At 73.8% G+C, this 5,223-nt stretch carries 5 protein-coding genes and 1 pseudogene; 5 read left to right on the plus strand and 1 reads right to left on the minus strand.

The window, feature by feature from the left end:
- Window positions 1–38: 38 nt before the first annotated feature.
- The 5 genes from WMI84_RS16735 (at window position 39) to WMI84_RS16755 (ending at window position 4,750) form a co-directional block, all read left to right on the plus strand.
- On the plus strand, window positions 39–806 hold the full coding sequence (locus WMI84_RS16735) for a 3-oxoacyl-ACP reductase (RefSeq protein WP_347354912.1): 768 nt from the start codon (window positions 39–41) through the stop codon (window positions 804–806).
- Window positions 803–1,549: a gamma-glutamyl-gamma-aminobutyrate hydrolase family protein gene (locus WMI84_RS16740; protein WP_347354913.1), complete on the plus strand. Its 747-nt coding sequence runs from the start codon at window positions 803–805 to the stop codon at window positions 1,547–1,549. Before WMI84_RS16735 ends, WMI84_RS16740 begins: the two co-directional genes overlap by 4 nt.
- 47 nt (window positions 1,550–1,596) lie before the next feature.
- Entirely contained in the window at window positions 1,597–2,430 is an 834-nt protein-coding gene (locus tag WMI84_RS16745) for an HAD family hydrolase (RefSeq protein WP_347354914.1), read from the plus strand.
- Window positions 2,431–2,717: 287 nt separating this feature from the next.
- Window positions 2,718–4,298, plus strand: a complete 1,581-nt coding sequence (cimA, locus tag WMI84_RS16750) for a citramalate synthase (RefSeq protein WP_347354915.1) — start codon at window positions 2,718–2,720, stop codon at window positions 4,296–4,298.
- A gap of 26 nt (window positions 4,299–4,324) precedes the next feature.
- Entirely contained in the window at window positions 4,325–4,750 is a 426-nt protein-coding gene (locus WMI84_RS16755) for a VOC family protein (RefSeq protein WP_347354916.1), read from the plus strand.
- Here the strand turns inward: WMI84_RS16755 and WMI84_RS16760 are convergent.
- Window positions 4,696–5,223: pseudogene (locus WMI84_RS16760) on the minus strand (3-methyladenine DNA glycosylase); the annotation flags it as partial. The gene WMI84_RS16755 and the pseudogene WMI84_RS16760 sit on opposite strands and share 55 nt — an antisense overlap.

The raw sequence follows: 5,223 nt of genomic DNA on the forward strand, positions 1-5,223 counted from the left end.
GGGGTGGGGTGGAGGCAGCGAACCGGAAGGAAGAGGACATGGCAGGCAGGCTGGACGGGAAGGTGGCGGTGGTCACGGGTGGCTGCTCGGGGATCGGGCTGGCCACGGTGCGCCGGTTCGTCCGGGAAGGCGCGCGGGTCGTGGTCGGCGACGTCGACGCCGGGGGCGGGGCCCGGGTCGCGGCCCAGACCGGGGCGCTGTTCGTCTCGGTCGACGTGACCAGCCAGGAGCAGGTCGAGCACCTGTTCCGGGTCGCGAAGGACGCCCACGGCCGCATCGACGTGGCCTTCAACAACGCCGGGATCAGCCCGCCGGAGGACGACTCGATCCTCGAGACCGACCTGGCGGCGTGGCGGCGGGTGCAGGAGGTCAACCTGACCTCGGTGTTCCTGTGCTGCAAGGCGGTGCTGCCGTACCTGCTCGAGCAGGGCGGCGGCTCGATCATCAACACGGCCTCGTTCGTGGCGGTGATGGGCGCGGCCACCTCGCAGATCTCGTACACGGCGAGCAAGGGCGGGGTGGTCTCGCTCAGCCGTGAGCTCGGGGTGCAGTTCGCCCGCCGGGGGGTGCGGGTCAACGCCCTCTGCCCGGGGCCGGTCGACACGCCCCTGCTGAAGGAGCTGTTCGCCGCGGACGAGCAGCGCGCGGCGCGCCGGCTGGTGCACGTGCCGATGGGCCGGTTCGCCGAGCCGGAGGAGATCGCCGCGGCGGCGCTCTTCCTGGCCTCGGACGAGTCGAGCTTCGTCACGGCCGCCACGTTCCTGGTCGACGGCGGCATCTCCGGCGCCTACGTGACCCCGCTGTGAGCCCGTCGCCGCGGCCGGTCATCGGGATCACGACCTACGTCGAGCCGGCCTCACGGGGGGACTGGGTGCAGGTGCCCTCGGCGCTGCTGCCGCACTCCTACGTGCGCCAGGTCGAGGCGGCCGGCGGCATCGTCGTGCTGGTCCCCCCGCGCCCGGACGACGGCGCGGCCCTCGCCCGCGAGCTGCTGACCCGGCTCGACGGGCTGGTCCTGTCCGGGGGCGCGGACGTGGCCCCGGAGCGTTACGCCGCGGTACGCCACCGCGCGGTGCAGGGCGTGCGCCCCGACCGGGACACCACCGAGCTGGCCCTCGCCCGCGTCACCGCTCTGCTCGACCTGCCGGTGCTCGGCGTCTGCCGGGGCATGCAGGTCATGGCCGTCGCCGCCGGTGGAGTGCTCGAGCAGCACGTCCCGGACCGGGTCGGGCACGAGGGCCACTCGCCCGGTCCGGCGGCATACGGCACCCACGCGGTGGACACCGTCCCGGGGACGGTGCTCGCCCGCCTGCTCGGCCCGCGCGTGGACGTGCCCAGCTACCACCACCAGTCGGTGCTGACCCACCCCGGCTACGCCGCCTGCGGCTGGGCGCCCGACGGGACCCTGGAGGCCATCGAGGACGCCACCGCGCGCTTCCGCGTCGCCGTCCAGTGGCACCCCGAGGAGGGGACCGACCCTCGCCTCTTCGACGGGCTGGTCGCCGCGGCGAGGTCGTATGCCGCCCAGCGGGCCGCCGCCGGTCGGTGACGTCGGCACCGGGACGGGTGAGCCGCCCGCCCGGCTACCGTGGTGGCATGCAGCGGACCGACCGGCCGGGCGCGCCGGACCGGCCGCGCCTGGTCGCCTCCGACCTGGACGGCACCCTGCTGCACTCCGACGGCACGGTGTCCGCGCGGACCCGCGCGGCCTGGGCGGCAGCCGGTGAGGCGGGTCTCGAGACGGTGCTCGTCACCGCGCGGCCACCACGCTGGCTGCACGGCCTCGGACAGGTCGTCGGGCCGCGCGGCATCGCGATCTGCGGCAACGGCGCGTTCGTCTACGAGGTCGCCACCCGCCGGATGCTCGAGACGCACTGCTTCGCCACGGGTGTCGTGGAGGCCCTGGTCGCGCGGCTGCGGGCGGCCCTGCCGTCGGTGGTCTTCGCCGCCGAGCGGGCCGGCGGGGCCTACCTCGCCGCCGGCTTCCCCGACCACCGCGACGACGCCCGGGCGCGGGGGGTGGCCCACGGGCCGCTCGCCGCCCTCGCGGGGGAGCCCGTCGGCAAGCTGCTCGCGCTCGCGCCGGGCGTGCCGCACGACGAGTTCCTCGCCACCGTCGAGGCCGTGGTCGGTGGGCGCGGGCACCTGCACTTCTCCGGCGCCTCCGGCCTGGCCGAGGTCAACGCGCCGGGCGTCACCAAGGCCGTCGCCCTCGAGCGCTGGGCCGGGCGGCTCGGGATCGGTGCGCGGGACGTGTGGGCGTTCGGGGACATGCCCAACGACCTGCCCATGCTCGGCTGGGCCGGGGTCGGCTGGGCCGTGGCGAACGCCCACCCCGACGTGCTCGCCGCCGCCGACCGGATCTGCCCCTCCAACGACGCGGACGGGGTCGCGGTCACCGTCTCGGCAGCGCTCGGCCGGCCGGTGTGACCCGCCGACCCGCCGACCGGGCGCGCCACCGGCATCCACGATGCGGACACCCGGTTCCCGGACCGGCTCGCCACCCCCTACTCTGGCGCTCGTGATGAAGCATCTCGCGGCCACCGCCACGCTCATTATCGCCTAGCGCGACGAGAGACCCTCGTCGCGCAGACCTCCCGAACCCTTGGGGGGTCTTTTTGTTTCCCGACCCACCCGTGAGGGAGACGCTGCGAAGCCGGACCCGGCCCAGCGGCATCCGAGAAGAGCACCGAGGACGGACTGACCAAGGGAAGAGCATGGAAGCGCTCCACGTCTACGACACGACCCTGCGCGACGGCGCACAGCAGGAGGGGCTCAACCTCTCCGTGTCGGACAAGCTCGCCATCGCGGGCCTGCTCGACGAGCTCGGGGTCGACTTCATCGAAGGAGGTTGGCCCGGCGCCAACCCCAAGGACACGGAGTTCTTCGAGCGGGCCGGGCGTGAGCTGACCCTGCGGCACGCCACGCTGGCCGCCTTCGGGGCGACCCGGCGGGCCGGGTCGTGCGCAGCCGACGACCCGCTCGTCGCGGCCCTGCTCGAGGCCGGCGCACCCGTGGTCTGTCTCGTGGCCAAGTCACATGTGCGGCACGTCGAGGAAGCCCTGCGGACCTCGCTCGAGGAGAACCTCGAGATGATCCGTGACACGGTGAGCCACCTCGTGGCCCAGGGCCGCCGGGTCTTCCTCGACGCCGAGCACTTCTTCGAGGGGTGGCACCTCGACCGCGACTACGCGCTGACGGTGGTGCGCACCGCGCACGCGGCCGGGGCCGAGGTCGTGGTGCTGTGCGACACCAACGGCGGCATGCTGCCCCACCAGGTCGAGCAGGTGGTCGCCGACGTGCTCGCGCAGACCGGGGCCCGGGTCGGGGCCCACTGCCACAACGACACCGGCTGCGCCGCGGCCAACTCCGTCGCGGCCGTGCGGGCCGGCGCCACGCACGTGCAGGGCACCGTCAACGGCTACGGCGAGCGCACCGGCAACGCCGACCTCGTCACGGTGGCCGCCAACCTCCAGTTCAAGCTGGGCCTGCCGGCCATCGACCCCGACGCCTTCCGGCAGGCCATGCCGATCGCCCACGCGATCAGCGAGATCACCAACGTGCCCGCCTACAGTCGCCAGCCGTACGTCGGCGCCAGCGCGTTCGCACACAAGGCCGGCCTGCACGCCAGCGCCCTGAAGGTCGACCCCGACCTGTACCAGCACATGGAGCCCGCACTGGTCGGCAACGGCATGCGCACCCTGGTGTCCGACATGGCCGGGCGGGCGAGCGTCGAGCTGAAGGCACGCGAGGCAGGCCTGGACGTGTCGGCCCGCCCCGACGTGGTGGCCGGCGTGCTGGCCGAGGTCAAGGCTCTCGAGCTGCAGGGGTGGACCTTCGATGCCGCCGACGCCTCCGTCGAGCTCATGCTGCGTCGGGCCCTGGAACCCGGCAGCACCGACTACTTCGACATCGAGTCGTGGCGGGTCATCACCGAGTCCGCCAGGGGCGGCGAGGCCGCCTCGGAGGCGACCGTCAAGCTGCGCGCGGACGGCCGGCGCACCGTGGCCACCGGCGAGGGCAACGGCCCCGTCAACGCCCTCGACCACGCGCTCCGTCAGGCCATCGCGGTCGCCTACCCCGAGATCGAGAAGTTCGAGCTGATCGACTTCAAGGTCCGCATCCTCGACGCCTCGCACGGTTCCGACGCGGTGACCCGGGTGCTCATCGAGACCTCCGACGGCGAGACGTCGTGGAACACGATCGGGGTCGCCGCCAACATCATCGAGGCCTCGTGGCGGGCCCTCGTCGACGGGCTCGTCCACGGCCTGGTCCGCCAGGGCGTCCCGATCCGCTGACCCGCGCCGTCCAGCACACTGGGGTGATGGCTGCCCTCCCGACCGCGCCGCAGTGGTTCGGCGTCGTGCTCGACTGCCCCGACGCCTCCGAGCTCGCCCACTTCTACCAGCGGCTGCTCGGCTGGCGCCTCTACAAGGACACCCCCGAGTGGGCGACGCTCGCGCCCGACGCGACGGCCGGCTACAACCTCGCCTTCCAGCGGGAGCCGAACTACGTGCGACCGGTGTGGCCGAGCGAGCCGGGCAAGCCGCTGATGATGCTGCACCTCGACCTGCAGGTCGGTGACCTCGACACCGCCGTGGCGCACGCCGTCGGGCTGGGTGCCCGGCCTGCGGTGCACCAGCCGCAGGACGACGTGCGGGTCATGCTCGACCCTGCGGGGCACCCGTTCTGCCTCTACACCGACCCCGACTCCGACTCGACCGACCCCGACCCCGACTCCGACACCTGAGCCGGCAGCACGTCGAGCGAGGCCAGCAGCCGCTGCCGTAGCCGCTGCGCGCGCTCGCTGAAGCCGCGCTGCGCCGCCACGTACTGCGCCTTGCCCTCGGGGGTCTCGACCCGCACCGGCTCGTAGCCGAGCTCGCGCAGGTCGTACGGCGCGGCCCGCATGTCGAGCTCGCGGATGTCGCGCGCCAGCTCGAAGCAGTCGACGGTCAGCTCGCTGCCGACGACGGGGGTGAGCTTCATCGCCCACTTGTAGAGGTCCATCCCGGCGTGCAGGCAGCCCGGCTGTTCGTCTGCCGCCTGCCCGGCCCGCGTGGGCCGCAGCGTGTTGCGCGGTGCGGCCTGCGGCGAGAAGAACCGGTAGGCGTCGAAGTGCGAGCAGGCGATCTGGTGCGCCTCGACGACGTCGTCGGTGCCCTCGGGGCCGAGTCGGAGCGGCCACGCCGAGTGCCGTACCTCGTCGTGGGGGAGGCGGTA

It is taken from the genome of Intrasporangium sp. (genome assembly GCF_039812505.1).
GTDB lineage: Bacteria > Actinomycetota > Actinomycetes > Actinomycetales > Dermatophilaceae > Intrasporangium_A.

What these genes read in the sequence shown, in the direction of transcription:
- WMI84_RS16735 (WP_347354912.1), top strand. Translation starts at nt 39, where the DNA reads ATGGCAGGCAGGCTGGACGGGAAGGTGGCGGTGGTCACGGGTGGCTGC.
- WMI84_RS16745 (WP_347354914.1), top strand. Translation starts at nt 1,597, where the DNA reads ATGCAGCGGACCGACCGGCCGGGCGCGCCGGACCGGCCGCGCCTGGTC.
- cimA (WP_347354915.1), top strand. Translation starts at nt 2,718, where the DNA reads ATGGAAGCGCTCCACGTCTACGACACGACCCTGCGCGACGGCGCACAG.
- WMI84_RS16755 (WP_347354916.1), top strand. Translation starts at nt 4,325, where the DNA reads ATGGCTGCCCTCCCGACCGCGCCGCAGTGGTTCGGCGTCGTGCTCGAC.